The sequence below is a fragment of the Porcincola intestinalis genome (assembly GCF_009696445.1).
GTDB lineage: Bacteria > Bacillota > Clostridia > Lachnospirales > Lachnospiraceae > Porcincola > Porcincola intestinalis.
Genome location: NZ_VULZ01000011.1, coordinates 26,526 through 40,406 on the forward strand (window position 1 = coordinate 26,526; position 13,881 = coordinate 40,406).

The 13,881-nt window shown below is 56.7% G+C and carries 16 protein-coding genes, 1 tRNA gene and 1 other RNA gene; 3 read left to right on the forward strand and 15 right to left on the reverse strand.

All coding sequences use genetic code 11. The features are described from left to right. Window positions 1-51 precede the first annotated feature (51 nt). Window positions 52-450 carry a winged helix-turn-helix domain-containing protein gene (locus tag FYJ35_RS10215; RefSeq protein WP_205839804.1) on the forward strand — a complete coding sequence of 133 codons (399 nt, stop codon included), beginning with the start codon at window positions 52-54 and terminating at the stop codon, window positions 448-450. An 81-nt stretch (window positions 451-531) separates the two neighbouring features. Here FYJ35_RS10215 and FYJ35_RS10220 read toward each other — a convergent pair whose 3' ends face one another. The 11 genes from FYJ35_RS10220 to FYJ35_RS10270 form a co-directional block, all read right to left on the reverse strand. Further along, window positions 532-1,068 (reverse strand): nitroreductase, encoded by a 537-nt coding sequence (locus FYJ35_RS10220; RefSeq protein ID WP_154526191.1) that lies wholly within the window; start codon window positions 1,066-1,068, stop codon window positions 532-534. 65 nt (window positions 1,069-1,133) lie between these two features. Then, window positions 1,134-1,508, reverse strand: a complete 375-nt coding sequence (locus FYJ35_RS10225; RefSeq protein WP_154526193.1) for a hydrogenase maturation nickel metallochaperone HypA/HybF — start codon at window positions 1,506-1,508, stop codon at window positions 1,134-1,136. 33 nt (window positions 1,509-1,541) lie between these two features. Further along, window positions 1,542-2,576 (reverse strand): hydrogenase expression/formation protein HypE, encoded by a 1,035-nt coding sequence (hypE, locus tag FYJ35_RS10230; protein ID WP_154526195.1) that lies wholly within the window; start codon window positions 2,574-2,576, stop codon window positions 1,542-1,544. A 101-nt stretch (window positions 2,577-2,677) separates the two neighbouring features. Further along, a complete protein-coding gene (hypD, locus tag FYJ35_RS10235; protein ID WP_154526197.1) occupies window positions 2,678-3,748 on the reverse strand; it encodes a hydrogenase formation protein HypD in 1,071 nt (356 codons plus the stop codon). Between the two features lie 175 nt (window positions 3,749-3,923). After that, window positions 3,924-4,145 carry a HypC/HybG/HupF family hydrogenase formation chaperone gene (locus FYJ35_RS10240; protein WP_154526199.1) on the reverse strand — a complete coding sequence of 74 codons (222 nt, stop codon included), beginning with the start codon at window positions 4,143-4,145 and terminating at the stop codon, window positions 3,924-3,926. Between the two features lie 37 nt (window positions 4,146-4,182). Next, window positions 4,183-4,857 carry a 4Fe-4S dicluster domain-containing protein gene (locus FYJ35_RS10245; RefSeq protein WP_235906535.1) on the reverse strand — a complete coding sequence of 225 codons (675 nt, stop codon included), beginning with the start codon at window positions 4,855-4,857 and terminating at the stop codon, window positions 4,183-4,185. A 10-nt stretch (window positions 4,858-4,867) separates the two neighbouring features. After that, window positions 4,868-5,959, reverse strand: a complete 1,092-nt coding sequence (locus tag FYJ35_RS10250) for a hydrogenase large subunit (RefSeq protein ID WP_154526201.1) — start codon at window positions 5,957-5,959, stop codon at window positions 4,868-4,870. Beyond that, on the reverse strand, window positions 5,959-6,444 hold the full coding sequence (locus tag FYJ35_RS10255; RefSeq protein WP_154526203.1) for an NADH-quinone oxidoreductase subunit C: 486 nt from the start codon (window positions 6,442-6,444) through the stop codon (window positions 5,959-5,961). The genes FYJ35_RS10250 and FYJ35_RS10255 overlap by 1 nt, the downstream gene beginning before the upstream one ends. Beyond that, complete coding sequence (locus FYJ35_RS10260) at window positions 6,441-7,007, reverse strand: NADH-quinone oxidoreductase subunit B family protein (RefSeq protein ID WP_154526205.1); 567 nt, start codon at window positions 7,005-7,007, stop codon at window positions 6,441-6,443. The genes FYJ35_RS10255 and FYJ35_RS10260 overlap by 4 nt, the downstream gene beginning before the upstream one ends. A gap of 16 nt (window positions 7,008-7,023) precedes the next feature. Then, window positions 7,024-7,884, reverse strand: coding sequence for a respiratory chain complex I subunit 1 family protein (locus tag FYJ35_RS10265; protein ID WP_154526207.1), 861 nt, complete (start codon window positions 7,882-7,884; stop codon window positions 7,024-7,026). After that, a complete protein-coding gene (locus FYJ35_RS10270; protein WP_154526209.1) occupies window positions 7,881-9,794 on the reverse strand; it encodes an NADH-quinone oxidoreductase subunit 5 family protein in 1,914 nt (637 codons plus the stop codon). The genes FYJ35_RS10265 and FYJ35_RS10270 overlap by 4 nt, the downstream gene beginning before the upstream one ends. Before the next feature lie 269 nt (window positions 9,795-10,063). Between FYJ35_RS10270 and FYJ35_RS10275 the strand changes: the two genes are divergently transcribed. Continuing rightward, entirely contained in the window at window positions 10,064-10,939 is an 876-nt protein-coding gene (locus FYJ35_RS10275) for a hypothetical protein (protein WP_154526211.1), read from the forward strand. Between the two features lie 71 nt (window positions 10,940-11,010). After that, window positions 11,011-11,098, forward strand: a tRNA-Ser gene (locus FYJ35_RS10280). A 129-nt stretch (window positions 11,099-11,227) separates the two neighbouring features. Here the strand turns inward: FYJ35_RS10280 and tadA are convergent. From tadA to FYJ35_RS10295, 4 genes are all read right to left on the reverse strand, one after another. Then, a complete protein-coding gene (gene tadA, locus FYJ35_RS10285) occupies window positions 11,228-11,752 on the reverse strand; it encodes a tRNA adenosine(34) deaminase TadA (RefSeq protein ID WP_235906544.1) in 525 nt (174 codons plus the stop codon). Window positions 11,753-11,844: 92 nt separating this feature from the next. Beyond that, window positions 11,845-11,979 carry a hypothetical protein gene (locus FYJ35_RS14860; protein ID WP_268892548.1) on the reverse strand — a complete coding sequence of 45 codons (135 nt, stop codon included), beginning with the start codon at window positions 11,977-11,979 and terminating at the stop codon, window positions 11,845-11,847. Window positions 11,980-12,138: 159 nt separating this feature from the next. Next, an RNA gene (ffs, locus tag FYJ35_RS10290) (signal recognition particle sRNA large type) lies at window positions 12,139-12,400 on the reverse strand. Between the two features lie 38 nt (window positions 12,401-12,438). Next, window positions 12,439-13,731, reverse strand: a complete 1,293-nt coding sequence (locus FYJ35_RS10295; RefSeq protein WP_154526215.1) for a S1C family serine protease — start codon at window positions 13,729-13,731, stop codon at window positions 12,439-12,441. Window positions 13,732-13,881 lie beyond the last annotated feature (150 nt).

A 13,881-nucleotide genomic window follows, 5' to 3' on the forward strand; every position in this document is an offset into this window, starting at 1 on the left:
CCAGCATCGCTCCCGGCATCGCGGCGGCTTTCCGGAAAGGATTGCTTTGATATGGTAGAGAAAGAACTCCCATCCTCGATCCTGTCCTGCAAGACATCCTACAAATTTTCCCTGCGGGACAAGAAGACAGGTGAGGTGCGGACTTTCATCATGGGGCCGGGACTTGCGGAGCTGCTGCACGGCGTAGAACGGCTCGGCTCCCTCCGCCAGGCTGCTGCCGCGATGGAGATGTCCTACAGCAAGGCGTGGACGCATGTGCGCCGGGCAGAGCAGATCTGTGGAGCGAAACTGACACGGCCGGCGGCCGGCGGCGAAGGTGGGGGAGGCAGCCAGCTCACAGAGGAGGGACAGTGGCTTCTCGATACCTATGACGCCTTTGTAAAGGAGGCCGATGAGCAGGTAAAGCAGCTCATGGAGCGGTACTTCACCCGCGACCTGCCCTTCTCCTGATCCGATCACCCCTGGCCGCTTTACGCTGCCCTCCCCGGCACTCCGGGAACATGCGGCAGATGCCAAGTCGCATCAAATGGGTCACTCCACCCACTTTACATAGCCTGGCTTGCGCGGTGCAGCCTTCGGCTTTTCTTCATATGAAGGATATCCAAGTGCCAGATGGCCGATGCCTTCATATTCATCTCCGTTCACTCCGGCCTTTTCCAGAATCTTCTTTCCTTCCTCGCTCTCGAACTCTTCCTTTGCCCTGTGGATCCAGCAGCTCCCGAGCCCGAGCGATTCCGCGGCAAGCATCATGTTGCCGAGGACAAGGCTGCCATCGTAGACATGGGTCGGACGCTTCTTCAACGCCAGCACAATCAGAATCACCGGTGCACCGTAAAACGGGTCGGACGTTGTGCCCATGATCTTTGCATTCATCTCTGACAGCTCATCCCGGACCGCCTTGTCGGTCACTGCCACGATCACCGGGGACTGTCTGCCCATCCCTGTGGCTGCCCAGGTTCCGGCCTCTGCAACCGTCTCGATCAGCTCCTTCGGCACCATCTCGCTCTTGTACGCCCTGCAGCTCCTGCGGGATCTGATTGCGTCCAGTACAACATTTGTCTCAGCCATCTTTCTACCACCTTTCTGTCGATTCACTTTGCCATCGCACAGGAAGCACCTTCCTGTGCGTCCGCTCACAAGTCTTTCCCGGTCTCCTGCGGCACTTCCTCCAGCTCAATCTGATCCAGCATCAGCTCCCGGCCGGTCTGTACACGCCCGCGGATGCTCCCGCACCTCGGACATCGGCGTCCAGGCGTCTTCTCCGGTTCATAGACAGTTCCGCAGTCCATGCAGGAGACGGTGACAGGCACCTCTGTAATCTTCAGTACAGCTCCTTCCGCCGGCGTCCCCTTAGATGCCTCCGGAAAGTATTTTTCCAGATAATAGGGCAGAATCCCCGTCATCGCCCCGACGCGGATGGAAAGCGATCTGAGCCTTCCGCCGCCCTCCCTCCGGGCAGCCTCACAAGCCAGATTCACCATCCTTACAATTGTACTCATCTCATGCATGTACGATTCTCTCCGATTGCCGTCCCGCTCTTCTCAGCAGATTCGCGGCAGGCCCTCTCCCTGCAGGACATCCAGCAGGCGTTTTCCGCCGATCTCGGTCTTCATGACCAGAATGCCCGGCTCATCGCCAGTGACTTCCCCGACCTTCACGGCACCTGCGCCATAGCGGCAGCTGCGGATCAGCCGAAGTGCTTCCTCCGCCTCTTCGGCCGGGAGGATACAGACAAGCTTGCCCTCATTGCCCATATACAGAGGATCCAGACCGAGCAGGCTGCAGAAGTCCTGCACCTTTGCTGTCACCGGGATCTTCTCCTGCTCGATTTCAAATGTCCGTCCGGAGGTCTCTGCCAGCTCCTTCAGAACGGTCGCCAGTCCGCCGCGGGTGATATCGCGGAGCGTATGGATATGAAGCCCTGACTGCACGAGCGCTGAGACAATCTCTGTCAGCGGCGCATTGTCGCTCTCAATATCTGTCCGGATGCTCATCCGCTCCGACAGGATGGCTGCATGGTGGTCCCCCATGGTTCCTGAAACCAGGATGGCATCTCCGGTCTGCGCATTCCGCGCAGAAATGCTGACTCCCTCGGGGACAAAACCGACCCCGGCTGTATTGATCAGAATACCACCCGCATATCTCCCGGCCGCATCCCCGGCGCTCTTCTCCGCAATGCTTCCGTCAATCACCTTCGTGTCGCCGGCCACGATACGGATGCCGGCCTCCCGGGCTGTTTCCGCCATCGAATGCGCCATCTCCCGGACCAGGTCGATCTCCGTCCCCTCCTCCAGAATCCAGCCGCATGTCAGATATTTCGGAACCGCCCCGCGCATCAGAAGATCATTCACCGTTCCGCAGACCGCCAGACGCCCGATGTCTCCGCCCCGGAATTTCACCGGCGTCACAACAAAGCTGTCGGTCGTGAGCGCGAGTCTCCCGCAGCCCGCGACAAGCGCGCTGTCCTCCATTTCATCCAGCGTCTGATCCTGAAACTCCGAGGCGAAGATCTGATCAATCAGCTCTCCCGTTGCCTTTCCGCCGCTGCCGTGTACCATTGCTACTCTGCCGCTCATCTGATCCCTGCTTTCTTCCTGTTGAATCCGCCTTCGCGCCGTCCGCATCTGCCGTTGTCTGATACCGGCAGCTTTCTTCCCGGACTGTTCCTGTATCCTGTTTACCGTTTCCGGCCGCCTTCAAACCATGTGCGGCAGCTGCCCTCAGGAGACACCATGCAGGCGCCCTGTGGAGTCAGCGGCGTGCAGACCTTGCCATGCAGCGGGCAGGCTGTCGGCGGAATCTTCCCGCACAAGACCTCCCCGCACCTGCAGGCCTTGTTCTTCCGGACGTCTCTGCTCAGGCCGCGGCTCCCGGCATCCAGCGCCGCATAGGGTCCCCGGAGCGCCAGCCCGGATCCCTCAATTTCCCCGATCCCGCGCCAGACGGCTGATACCGGTTCAAACACCTCCCGGATCTGAGTCTGCGCCTCCTCATTTCCGGCTCTGCTGACGACGGACGGGTAAAAGTTCATGACCCTTCCTCCCGACCGCCCGTTTGTCCACCGTGCAATTCCATAAAGCGCCTCGAGGATCTCGATCCCCTGAAACCCTGCGACAGCAAACGGAATTTCGTACTGCTCCGCCAGCGGTTCCCAGATCCGGCTGCCGGTCACGACAGACACATGCCCCGGCGCCAGAAATGCATTGACCGGTGCTCCGCTGTCCATCAGAGCTCTGATGACCGCTGGCATCGTCTTGATCGCTGTCAGAAGCTTTACATTCGGAATCCCGTCCTCGAGCACCTGCCTGGCCATCAGTGCATAGACAGGCGCCGTCGTCTCGAAACCGAGCGCCGCGAAGACATAGGTATGCGCCGGATCCTTCTTTGCGAGATCGATGGTGTCGAATGGAGAATAGACCATTCTTGCCTTCGCGCCGCGGCCCTTCGCCTCGCTGAGAGATTCCCGACTCCCCGGCACCCGAAGCAGATCCCCGAAGGTCGTGACGATCACGTCCGGCTGCAGGGACAGCTCGATCATGCGGTCAATGTATGCAGACGGTGCCACGCAGACCGGGCAGCCCGGGCCTGAAATCAGGTGGATTCTGTCCGACAATAGCTGAGGAATCCCATATTTTGCGATCGCTCCCGTGTGGCTCCCACAGACCTCCATAATCCGAAGCTCCGGCCCGTCATAGTTTTTGAGATAGTCTGTAATCGCCCGAAGCAGCTCCGTGTTTCTTTTATCCATGATGCCCCATATCTTTCTTTTCTGCCGTTTCTCCCCACACCTGCTGAAGCAGGCTATGTCCATGCCTCCCTGGCCCAGGCTGCCATATCCTGCGTTTCCCCTGCCCTGCGGTCTTGTTCTGAAGCTTTGCCAGACACAGAAGCCCGCAGGATCTCCCCGCGGGCTCTCATCCACTTCAGTATGCGCCAACCTCGGCGAAGATCGCCGACAGGTCGGTCATTTCATTCTGTTCCCTCTGCGAAAGCACCTGCAGGATACAGCCTGCGTGAACCAGCACGTGGTCTCCGGGCTTCACCTGCACGAGGCCGCACTTCGCCGTGACTTCATTGCCATGGAAATCCACGACGGCATCCCGGCCCTCCACAGAAAGGACGGTTCCTTCTGCTGCAACACACATGAAACAAACCCTCCGCCGTCTGACCTTACAGGTCTTCTTACTTTAACCCAAGCTTCTGAAGAACCTTCTCGCGGTTTGCCTCCGGCAGCTTTGACAGATCCATCGTCTTGCCGTTCGGCAGCCTGACAATATCGCCTTCCAGCGTTGCCTTCCCTTCAGCCTCCGCCTTCGGCGCTGGTGCGGCATCAAGCCCGAGTTTTTTCAGGATCTCTGCCTTCTTCTCCGCCGGGAACTTCGACAGATCCATCGTCTTTCCGTTCGCCATCGTCACGATGTCGCCGTTCAACGTTGCTTTTCCGGCCGCAGACGCGGAGCCTGCTGCCTTCGGCGCTGCGGAAGGAGCCGCTGCCGGCTTCGGTGCCGGAGCCGGGCGCTTGAAGGATACCTCCTTCTTCTCACCCTCCGGTGTCTGATACCCGGGAACGAGATGCAGGCACTTCTTCGGGCACTTGATCACGCAGTAGCCGCATGCCAGACAGTCGAACCGGTTGATCGCCCAGGTCAGCTCCTTGCGATCGACCGTGATGGCACCCGTCGGACAGCTTCTCGCGCACATGGAGCAGGAAATGCAGTCCTCGATGTCAATCTCGATGTGTCCGCGGCTTCTCTCCGGGTACTTGATCGGCTCAGCCGGATAGTTTTTCGTGGCCGGTTTGGAGAAGAGGTTCTTCAGCGTTGACCACGTGAACGCCATGATTCTTGTTTTTGGCATGATATCCTCCTCATCTTTCTGTGCAGCTGATGCACGGGTCGATTGTCACAACCAGAAGCGGGATATCTGCATAGCTGCAGCCTTTCATCGTCTCGCACATGCCCGGAATATTGGCGAACGTTGGCGTGCGAAGCCGGAAGCGGTTCAGGAACTTTGTCCCATTGCCTTCCACGTAGTAGATGGCCTCTCCGCGCGGCTGCTCAATCCGGATAAACGCCTCGCCGTCCGGGTTGCCCTTGACCGGAACGGAAAGCTCTCCGTTCGGAATCTTTGCAATCGCCTGACGGATCAGGTCGATGGACTGGAAGACCTCACGCAGACGCACATCGCATCTCGCATAGTTGTCCCCGTCATTCGATACGACCGGCTCAAAGTCGAGCTCTCCGTACGCCTCATATCCAAGCTGACGGATATCGCGGGCGACACCTGACGCTCTTGCATATGGCCCACAGCAGCCAAGATCATGCACCTGCTCCTTCGTCAGGACGCCGACGCCTCTCGTGCGCTCCTGGACAGAATAGTCTGTCATGAAGGTCTTGTACACATCCCTCAGTTCTGCTTCCAGCTCGGAAAGATTGTTCAGAATCACCTTCTGCATATCCGGCGTGATGTCCTTCAGCACACCGCCGACCTTGTTGACCGAGTAGATCAGACGGCCGCCGGTCGTCATTTCCACAAGGTCGAGGTTCTTCTCACGAAGTCTCCAGCACTGATAGAACAGATTCTCGAAGCCAAAGGCATCTGCCATCAGTCCTGCCCAGAGCAGGTGGGAATGAATGCGGCTCATCTCACTCCAGATCGTGCGCAGGTACTTTGCGCGGATCGGGACCTCGACGTTCATGCACTTCTCAACCGCCTCAACATACCCGAGACCATGGCCGAAGCTGCAAATGCCGCAGGTGCGCTCCGCAACGTAGACATACTCGTTGAAATCTCTCTTCTTTACAAGATCCTCCAGCCCGCGGTGGATGAAGCCGATGGACGGAATGACATCCACAACCTTCTCATCCTCAAGGACAAGATCCAGGTGGATCGGTTCTGGAAGAACCGGATGCTGCGGTCCGAACGGGACAACGCTTCTCTTCTTCTCTCTCTCTTCCATCACTTCTCCTCCTTCTTTCCGGACGCAAGCTTCTCGTCCGCGGCAGCCTGCGCAAGATCCAGGTCGCTGTCAGCCCCGCTCAGGCTGATTTCCTGCTCCTGCTTCTTCTGCTCAGCCTTCGCGTCCTCCGGCAGAAACGGTGTCTCTGCCTTGATCCGGTACAGCTTGTTGTGGTAGTCCGGCTCGATCAGCTCGATCTTGACGCCAAAGAGCTCACGCATCTCATTCTCATAGAAGGAAGCGCAGGAATAAAAGTCATGGATGCTCGGAATCCTGTCCGCCAGATCGCAGACAACGCGGAGCGTCTCATAGTCCAGCGTCTCGTCGTCCGAAAATGAATAACTCAGCTCATACTTGCCGTCTTTGTAGGAGGCGCAGGCCTGGGACAGTCTCATTCCGCGGCTCTTCATCGCCATGACCTCGCGGAGCAGGCCGTCCTTCTCGATGACGCGGATGGTTTCCTTCGGGGTGAATTTCGCGCTCATTTCTTCTCCGCCTCCTTGTTTCTGCTGCCTTCCGATGTCTTGGTGATTGCATCAAAGAAGTCCGCCGGATTGCCCTCTCTCGCTGCAGCATCCGGGTCATTCAGGTTGCGCTCCGACTCACCGTGTTCCTTCACATACTTGTCGTGCGCATCCGATCTCTCCTGGAAGATCTGAACAGCCTTGACAACACCGTCAATGATCGACTCCGGACGAGCCGCGCATCCCGGAACATAGACATCAACCGGGATCACTGTGTCGACACCTCCGTTGATGTTGTAGCAGTCCTTGAACACACCGCCGGTACATGCACAGATACCGACCGCAACAACCACCTTCGGTCTTGCCATCTGGTCATACAGCTGTTTCACAACCTCTGCCGACTGGGAGTTGACCCCGCCCGTCACCAGCAGAATGTCCGCCTGCATCGGGTCCGCCGTGTTGACGACGCCGAAACGCTCAACGTCGTAGACCGGCGTCATGCATGCCAGAACCTCGATATCACATCCGTTGCAGCTCGATGCGTCATAGTGGAGCAGCCACGGAGATCTTTTTACTTTACCCATCTATCTGTACCTCCTGTCAGCGAACGAGAATCAGGATCAGCAGGTTCACGCCTGCCGCCGCAATCGTGACCGCCCATGACAGCTCCAGCATCTTCCCGGACTTCATTCTGGCGCTCGTGTTGTCGATCAGAATCTCAAGGAAATATGCAGCGAGGACCACCAGGATTGCTGCCGGAATGCTCCACGGGTTTTTATTGATGATGAACAGCGCGATCACGCTGAGCATCAGGATGTTCTCGTACCACTCCGTGATCTGGAACAGCGCCAGATTCGAGGCGCCGAGCTCTGTCGTGACACCCTTGACTAGCTCCTGATGCGGATGATGGGAGGTGCTCTCATCGAACGGTGACTTGCGCATCTTGATGGTCAGGATGAACAAAAATGCCGCAAAGAACCCGGGCAGCGCAACGATGGCAGAGCGGTCCGCCTGCACAATCTTTGCAGTCTCAAAGGTATCCTCCAGCAGATAGAAGCCCACTCCGGTCAGAAGAACAGCCGGCTCGCAGCACATCTCCTGGAAAAGCTCACGCTGGCCGCCGATATAGCTGTAGGGTGAGTCCGTGACGACAGCCGCAAAATACAGGAAGATGCCGGCTGTCGAGAGCACGAAGAAGCACATCAGCATATCCGCACCTGAGTAGAACATGCAGCCGGTGAAAACCATCAGTACCAGGTAGGTGATCATCAGGAAGGTCTGCGAGTTCGTGACGACGATCCGCTGCTTTGCGAAAAGCTTCTGGACATCATAGAACGGCTGGAGGATCGGCGGTCCGACCCTCCGCTGCATGCGGGCAGAGATCCTGCGGTCAATACCGTCAAGAAGACCGCCGAGCAGTGGCGCCAGCACAAGGTAAAGGATGATCATTGCAATTCTCATGCCACACCTCCCAGAACGATGCAGAACATGACGACAATCACGGCTGTGACAGCAAGCTGACACGGAACCATCAGCGCATGGCGGCCGATCTTCTCCGTGAAGTAGTCATTTGCCATATGGAGTTTCTTCGGCTCACCGAAGGAATCCGTGAAGGTATTGTCGTTGCCAAGGTTGATGCCGTTCATATAGGAAAGCTTCATGTTTGTGTGAAGCCGCTTGCTCGAAGCATAGGCCATAAACGGCACCAGGAACACAACCAGGATCAGCACAACCAGCATGTTCAGGATGTTGCTGGAAAGCACATCCTTGTAGACGCCGAAGGTCTCATTCAGCAGCGGATGCACGTAGGTCGCCGATACCAGTGGAAACAGCGCGCAGAGCGCAACCATCGCGACCGCATGGACCGTGAGCGAGAACATCTCATTGTTCTTGGTGATATCCTTCACCTGGTCATTGTGCATCGTGCGGGACAGAATCTTCCCCAGCCACTTGGACCAGTAGAAAGAAGTCGTCGCGGAACCGAAGACGATGAAGAGGATGACCATCACATTCTTCGAATCGACAGACGCCCTCAGCGCAGACCACTTGGAGATCAGCATGCCGAACGGAGCCAGGTACATGCCCGCAATCCCGATGAACATGAAGACCGCCAGTTTCGGGAGACGGTACAGAAGGCCGTGCATGTCCTCCAGGTTGCGGCTGTGCAGACAGTTCTCGGTTGCCCCAACATCCTGGAACATCAGAGACTTCGAGATGGCGTGGAACATCATCAGGAACACGCCGGCCCAGATAGTCTCCGGCCTTCCGATCCCGGCACAGGCAACCATCAGCCCGAGGTTCGAGATCGTGGAGTATGCCAGAACCTTCTTTGCGTCGACCTGTCCGATCGCGATGATCGAGGTCATGAAGAAGGTAAATCCGCCGATTCCTGCGATGAAATAGCCCGTCGTCGTTCCGGCCATCGCCGGAGCCAGGCGAAACAGAATATAGATGCCAGCCTTGACCATCGTTGCAGAGTGCAGAAGAGCGCTGGACGGAGTCGGAGCCACCATGGCGCCGATCAACCAGGTCGAGAACGGCAGCTGCGCCGCCTTTGTCAGCGCCGCAAATGCCATCAGCATGACCGCAACCGCTCCTGCGCGGCCGCCCTGCTGGGAGGCAGTGACCAGACCCTGAAGCGTTGACAGGCCAGTCGCTGTCTCAAAGTAGACGATTCCAAACGCAAGTGCCGTTCCGCCGAGAAGGTTCATCCACAGAGCGCGGAAGGAATTGGTGATAGCCTCGTCCGTCTTTGTATATCCGATCAGCATGAAGGAGCAGACACTCGTGGTCTCCCAGAAGAAATCAATCCAGACCAGATCCGAGGAAAGCACGAAGCCGAACATCGCCCCGATGAAGACATAGACGACCATGAAGAAGAAGTGTCTTCTCTCCGGCACCTCGGTGTGGTGCTGATGATATCCATCCATGTATCCCATCGCGTAGATCGTGATCAGTCCGCCGACGAAAGCCACGATGAGACACATCAGAAGAGACAGGTGATCAAGCCTGATGTGCGCGCCGCCCAGTTCCCCGAGATGCGCTTCCATGTTGACAATCATGACCGTCGGAACAATGGAAAGGACCGAGATCCAGTACTTTTTCGCCAGGATGCACTTGATGGTCACGTAGATCATCAGTACAATCTCACCGGCAGTAATGAAATGAGACGCGACAGGGACGTCGACGTACAGGTCGACCGGACTTCCGCCGTTGCGGAAATAGGTGACGACCAGATCGATCGTCGCCGCCATAATGGCCGGTGTCGCGATGTACGCAATGCCCTTGCGAATCTTCTGCACGTGAATACAGTACAGAAGAGCCCCGATGCACATCGGGAAGATGATGAGAAATGGAATACTCCACCACATAATAAAAGGCCTCCATGCGTGGTTGACAGTTACCCGTTCGCCCGGCTCTGACGGAGAGGCAGCCGGCAGCCGCCCTCTTTCAGCCGAAACGCATACATAGTGAGTATAGCATGAATGGTGAAGAATTTGTGTCTTTGTGAATTTTTCGTCATTTTGCTCTGAAAAAAATACGCTGAGGGAACGTGTGAAGCCGGGATAGAAGTCTGTCCCCGGGTATGCTATGATGGGTCGAACAGTACGGCAGCACGCGGAGACACAGACAATCACCTATGCAATTATTCAAACACCTTCTTTCCCATATCAACTCTATTCTGCATCCGGTATCAAAGTCATCCCGGCCGGCAGCTCACGCCCACCTCCTGAGAAGGCTGCCTGTATGGGCGCTCGCTTCTGCCCTGGCGCTGTGTCCCGAGGCACCAGGGCTCACTGGCAAAGCCTTTGCCTACGATGCAGGCAAAATCAGCCGGCATGGTCTGATCAAAGGCGATCTCTCCACCTGGACGCAGCGGGGCGACAGCTTTCCGCAGAACAAGCTTCTCTCCGTGGACGGTGATTCTCCGATTTCCTCGATGGGCTGCAGCTACTATGCGACCTTTTTTATGCTCTGCCGGATGGGCATCAAAAATCCTCTGACCGACACAGCCTGGCAGTTTGCAATGGAATGCAAGCGGAAGAAGCTTTCCCGCGAGGGAACCGGCTATTTTGACCCCCGGTCGATCTCGAAGCTGACAGACGGCCGGGTCCAGTTCGTCGAGGAAGGGAATGATCCGGCCAATTACTATGAGGGCCAGACTGCCGTCCTTCAGTGCGCAAATCAGGACGAAGTCACCCGGCTGATGCGCCAGATGATAGAAAAGAAGGGATGGTTTCTGATCGCCTGTGTTGTCGGGGATGTCACCAACTACCAGAATGAAGAGTATTACTCGGAAGGCCACTACATCTTCATCGACTCCTTCCTGAAAGACGGAGACTTTCTGATTGGCGACTCTGCCTTCCCCGGAACCCGCTGGTCTGACAACTGGGGCGCCCACAGCGCGAGGATCGTGAAGCTCTATGCCTACCGCCTCCTGGATGAAAACGGAAAACAGATCCGGCCATCCGAGCGCCAGTCCATGTATATCGTCAGAAGCCGGGACGAGGACTGAGGCTGTTCTGCAGCAATTTCTGCTTGAAATCTGACCGAGATATGTTAAAATATTTTTTGCATCACTTTCGTGGAGAGATATCGAAGTGGTCGTAACGAGCCGCACTCGAAATGCGGTCGTCCATTATTGGGCGCGTGGGTTCGAATCCCACTCTCTCCGCTCAATAAAGCCCGTGACATCAGCAGCAGCTGAGGCCACAGGCTTTTTTCTATAGCTTCGATCTGCCGTTGCTGAAGCCTCTGTGTTTTCCGCGTGCAGATTCCACTCCATTCCCTGTTTCAATGAATGCTATCTGTCCGTGCGCTCCTGCTGCCGCAGCAGGTTTCCCTCAGCTTTCTCCTGCTTCTCCTCCGGCAGATTTTCCGCGGTTTTTCCCTGCTTCTCCTGTCGAAGCCTTTGGAAGAATTCGCTGAGCATCTGGCTGCAGGCTTCCTCCAGAATGCCTGTCGTCAGATCGACCTGATGGTTGAAGCCCTTCACCTGAAGCAGATTCATGACAGAGCCGGCGCAGCCGGCCTTCGGGTTCATGGCACCCACCACGCAGCGGTCAATCCTGGACTGAACGATCGCGCCGCTGCACATCTGACAAGGCTCCAGTGTGATGTAGATGGTACAGCCCTCCAGCCGCCAGTCCTGAAGCTTCCGGGAGGCTTTCCGGATCGCATTGAGTTCGGCATGAGAAAGCGTGTTGTGGTCGGTGTTTCTCCGGTTGTATCCTCTGGCAATGACCTCGCCCTCTTTGACAATGACACAGCCGATCGGGACCTCCCCCAGCGCCTGTGCACGGCGGGCCTGCTGCAGTGCCAGCCGCATATAGTGTTCATCTGTTTTTTTCTGCTCGGCGGCGTGCTCTTCTTCCTGCTTCTGACGCAGCTGCCTTCGCGCGATTCTGGTTGCGATCTTGCTCACAGACAATCCTCCCGCCTTCTGATTCCTGTCTCCACTTTTCTTCCCAGCGCCATCGAAATGTCCGTCCATCCCTGTACACTACCGCCAGCTGCTTGCCGTCCCTCCTTGTCCATGCCTCCCGCCCCAGACATGCACCGCCCCGCCTGTTGAGCCTGCCTGCTGCGGGATCTGCTTGTCCTCTACTTCATATAGGCAAAGCGGCCTGATTGCAGAAATCCAGGAAGCCGACCAAACACAGGACTGAAAAAAGGGGGCAGCTCCCTGAGCTGCCCCTCAACTTCATTCTTTAACCGTGCGCCTCGCTTCGACGGCTCCCCACGGACGGTACCTTCATAGTTAACTCGATCCAGGCGATCCCGCGGCACACAGAATGATCTGCTTAGTGCTGCTGTGTTCCCACCCTGACACGATTCACAGGATCCTGTTGCGAGGGACCCAGACGTCAACATCACTTGTGAAGGGCTGCTCCGCAGAGAAACAGCCTCGGTTCGGCATGACCCCTGCTGTAGCGGATTGCAGGTACAGGGCACCGCTATCTCCCCGGCTGCACGGCACTTGTTACTATACCCGACAAAAAGCCGGTTTGTCAATTACTGCGTGCTGCTGACGTAGTCGGATCTCAGTCCGAGCTTCAGACTGATGTCACTCTCCTTGTACTTGCCGCCTTCTCCCTGCTGAGCCACCGTGATTGTAACCTTCTCGCCACCCTTGTAGTACTGAAGAAGATCAGTCAGATCGCTCATGCTCGAGACAGAGGTATCATCAAACTTCGTGATGATCATGCCGCGAGTCAGTCCTGCTTCAGACGCCGGCGTATTGTCGCCGACATTCGCGATGTAGATGCCTGCCGGCATTCCGTAGAGCTGCTGCACATCGGAAGTGACCTCCTCTCCGGTGATGCCGATGTAAGCGGCATCCTTCTCATCGACCTTCGAGCGGGTCGTCTTGTTCATCAGCTTCTCGATGATCGGAAGCGCCTTGGATGTCGGAATCGCATAGCCCATGCCCTCGACTCCATTCTCACCGGCCTTCGCAGAGTTGATGCCGATCACCTCACCGCTCATGTTGAGAAGCGCTCCGCCGGAGTTACCCGGGTTGATCGCCGCATCGGTCTGGATCAGATCCTCATAGTTGACCTGTGTGCTACCGTCCGTGACGGTGATATCTCTGTTCAGGGCACTGACGATACCGGTCGTGACAGACTGCCCGTAATTCAGCGCGTTGCCGATTGCGACAACCTGCTCACCGACCTTGACATCATCCGAGTCGCCGACATTCGCGACACGAATCTTCTTCAGCGTGTCGTCCGGAATATCCGACAGACTGACAGCCACCACAGCCAGGTCGTTGCTGGCATCCGTCCCTTTCACCTTTGCGCTCACGGACTGTTCATCGATGAAGGAAACCGTCAGCTCATCGCTGTCCGCGACGACGTGATTGTTTGTGACAATCAGAAGCTCATCATCGTTCTCACCCATGATGACACCCGTGCCAGCCGATTCACCCTGTGCCTCGTACGTCCTGCCGCTGAACCAGTCCTGAACCTTCTGGACAGACATATTTGTGATCGAAACCAGCGCCGGCATCGCATCTGACGCAACCTCCGAGACGCCCGAATTCTCAGCCTGCTGCTCTGTCACATCCGGCTGATCAGCCTTCGCGATGTTTCCGGATGGAAGCGCTGCCGCAACCTCCGTCGCACTCTGGGAAGAACTGTCTGAACTTCCTGTGCTTTCTGTCTGATCCTCAGAGGAGGCCTCAGTCTCCCCTCCAGCAATCTGGAGCTTTGCACCATTGTCATTCGCCTGCAGCATCGTTGTTCCGCCGGCAAATGCACCGATCGTTGCAGCCGCAATCAGAACCGCGAATAATCTCTTCTTCATAAATAACAACCTCCTTTGTGTCCAGGTATTTCATCTTCTATGTGTTTCGGGAACATCATCTGTCTGTTCCCTTTTCCTGTTTTCTGAGTCCTATCATAACGGCTGTGTTTGTTCGAATTATGTCACAAATTTGGAAAAAATGTGAACACC